This is a genomic window from Halorubrum sp. CBA1125 (genome assembly GCF_009742825.1).
In the GTDB taxonomy this organism is placed as follows: Archaea; Halobacteriota; Halobacteria; order Halobacteriales; family Haloferacaceae; genus Halorubrum.
The window spans coordinates 1-2,703 of the sequence record NZ_WPCE01000278.1; the positions used below are offsets into that span (position 1 = coordinate 1).

3 protein-coding genes and 1 pseudogene are annotated in these 2,703 nt (G+C 71.8%); 1 reads left to right on the forward strand and 3 read right to left on the reverse strand.

What is annotated here, in order from left to right; all coding sequences use genetic code 11:
• The first annotated feature begins 85 nt into the window (after window positions 1-85).
• Entirely contained in the window at window positions 86-343 is a 258-nt protein-coding gene (locus tag GJ633_RS18570; protein ID WP_394351171.1) for a hypothetical protein, read from the forward strand.
• Here GJ633_RS18570 and GJ633_RS15600 read toward each other — a convergent pair.
• The 3 genes and pseudogenes from GJ633_RS15600 to GJ633_RS15610 form a co-directional block, all read right to left on the reverse strand.
• Window positions 271-1,494, reverse strand: a complete 1,224-nt coding sequence (locus GJ633_RS15600) for a TIGR04347 family pseudo-SAM/SPASM protein (protein WP_156589517.1) — start codon at window positions 1,492-1,494, stop codon at window positions 271-273. The two genes, GJ633_RS18570 and GJ633_RS15600, sit on opposite strands and share 73 nt — an antisense overlap.
• A complete protein-coding gene (locus GJ633_RS15605; protein ID WP_156589518.1) occupies window positions 1,491-1,886 on the reverse strand; it encodes an Htur_1727 family rSAM-partnered candidate RiPP in 396 nt (131 codons plus the stop codon). The genes GJ633_RS15600 and GJ633_RS15605 overlap by 4 nt, the downstream gene beginning before the upstream one ends.
• 450 nt (window positions 1,887-2,336) lie before the next feature.
• Window positions 2,337-2,703, reverse strand: a pseudogene (locus GJ633_RS15610) (NAD(+) kinase); the annotation flags it as partial.

Sequence of the window (2,703 nt, forward strand, 5' to 3'; positions counted from 1 at the left end):
ACCGCGGTCGTGACCGTCGCCCGCCGCTCGCGGTGCGGGCGGATCCCGGTCGTTTATGTGCCGCGCCGCGGTCCTCGGAGACGACGTGCGCGAGACAGCACGCGGGGTTCTGGAGCTGGCCCGCCCGGGCAACTGCGTCGCCGCCGCCGTCCTGACCGCGACCGGCGCGTTCGTCGCGGGAGTCGGCGCCGCCGGCGCGGCCGCCGGGATAGCGACGGTCACGACCGCGGTCACCGTCCGTGACGCCGTCGACAGGCGGCCGGTCGGGGCTCAGTCCGCGGTCGACCCGCCGCGGATCCGAGACATCGCCTCGCGGCCGTCGCGCTCGGCCGCCGTGAGGTAGCACTTCGGGTCGGGGGCGAACGGGTCGTCGTGGGCGGCCAGCGCACGGAGCCGGGACCCGCCGCGGCAGACGTCGCGATACGCGCAGCCGGCACACCGCCCGGAGAGGTGCTCCTCGCGGTTCCGCAGCGCGGCGAGCAGCGGGTTGGACTCGTCGTCCCAGATCGCGCCGAACGACCGGTCGCGGACGTTCCCGAGCGCGTACCCCTGCCAGAACTGCGTCAGGTGGACGTTGCCGACGGGGTCGACGTCGGCGACGCGCTCGCCGGTCGGGTCGCCGCCGTTGCGTTCGAGGTACCGCCGGATCGTTCGCGCGCGGTCGGTCCCCATCTCGCGGTCGGCGTACTCGACGAGGTACCCGGCGTCCGCGTAGTTGCCGACGAGCAGCGTCTCGATCTCCTCGCCCGCCGCGTGGTACTCGCGGGTGAGGTCACACAGGTCGGTGACGGCCTCGCGGGTCGCCTCGGGCGAGAGGTCGACGTCGGCGATGTCGGCGCCGCGGCCGCCGTAATCGAGGTGGTAAAAGCAGAAGCGGTCGACGCCGACGTCGACGAGCAGGTCGACGACGCCCGCGAGGTCCGCGACGTTGTGCTCCGTTATCGTGTACCGCAGTCCGGTCTTGAGCCCGACGTCGAGACACGCCTCGATGCCGCGGACGGCGGCGTCGAACGCGCCTTCCTGTCCGCGGATCCGGTCGTTTCGATCCGGGAGACCGTCGACCGACACGCCGGCGTACTTGAGCCCGGCTCGCTGCAGTTCGCGGGCACGCTCGCGGGTCAGCAACGTCCCGTTCGTCGAGAGCACCGGTCGGACCCCGCTGTCGTCGGCGTACGCGATGAGCTCCGGGAGGTCCTCGCGTACGAGCGGTTCGCCGCCCGAGAAGAGCAGCACCGGCACGCCGTAGTCGACGAGGTCGTCGATCAGCGCCTTCCCCTCCGCGGTCGACAGCTCGTTCGGCGCCCCCTCCCGGTCCGCCGCCGCGTAACAGTGCTCGCAGTAGAGGTTACACCGCTTCGTCGTGTTCCAGACGACGACGGGCCGTCGCTGGCGATCCTCCGTGATCTGCGGCGCCGCCGAGTCGCCGGCCGCGTCGTATCGGAGCCCGTCGCTCTCGGCGTCGAGCCCGCACAGCAGTTTGCTGACGGAGATCATCGAGGGTCCTCCGATCGGTCGTCGTCCGGGTCGGTCCGGGTCGGTGTCCCGTCCCGGCCGACGGTCGGCGTTCCCTCCGTCTCCTCGTACACCCGGGGCTCGGCGGTCCGGTCGCCGCCCGCGTCGGCTCCGCGTCCCTCGGGCGTCTCGGCGGCGAGCGACGCGGCCGAGTAGCGGTGCGTCTCCTCGGCGGGACACACCCACACGTCGCGGGCGTACCACGCGAAGAGGCGGCTGGCCTCCTCGTGGGCGGCGTCGGGCGTCGGCGCGGCCACGGTCCCGACGTGCGACAGCGGGTCCGTCTCCTCCTCCCGGACGAACACCTCGAACCGGCGGCCGTCCGCCGACCGGGGACCGCCGGCGTCCGGTCGCCGAGTCGTCTTCTCGACCATACCCGGCGTACGACCGGCTCACAAAACGGGGTTTCGCGCGTTCTCACGCCCCCGAAACGCGCCCGAATACGTTCGTCGAGAGGGGCCGTACACGGAAGAGCGATATCTCGAAGGCCGCGCGGGCGACGACTGCCCCGCGGCGGACCCTTTTAGGCGACGAGGCGAGTACGAGCGAGCGGCCGATGACGAGACACCGCTCCGAGCTGCCTCGGCACCAGCGACGACGAGCCCTATGAGTGCCGAGGCCACCACTTTGACGGTAGAAACAGCCAGTGACGCCGGCAGAACCACAGTTGCCATACCGGGCAGGTTCCCGTCGAACAGGCAAACGGGCGAACGCGGTCGGAGTTTCAATATCACTTCACCGTCTCGAAAACCGGAGATCGTCGATCGCGGCATCCACGACCGCTGAAACAGCACGACGGCCCCCGAGGGCTCACTACCTCTCCCTCACGAGAGCTTTCCGAGCGCCTCGAAGAAGTTCGACGGCGGGCTGGCGATCCGCATGGGTGGGGCGGTGCGCTCGACGGTCACCTCGACGGGCGTCGCGAGCGACGCGGCGTTGCGGCCGTCGCTGACGACGACCGCCTCGTCGGCGGCCTCGATGTCGACGGTCACCGTGGCGTCGACGTCCACGACCAGCGGGGGCATCCCCGGGTCGGCCGCCATCTCGGTCACCACCAGCCCGTCGACGGACGGGTGGACGAGCGGGCCGCGCTCGGAGAGGTTGTACGCCGTCGACCCCGTCGCGTCGCCACGAGGACGCCGTCGGCGTGGCCGCCGGAGTACCGGTCGCCGTCCACGCGGACCGCGTACT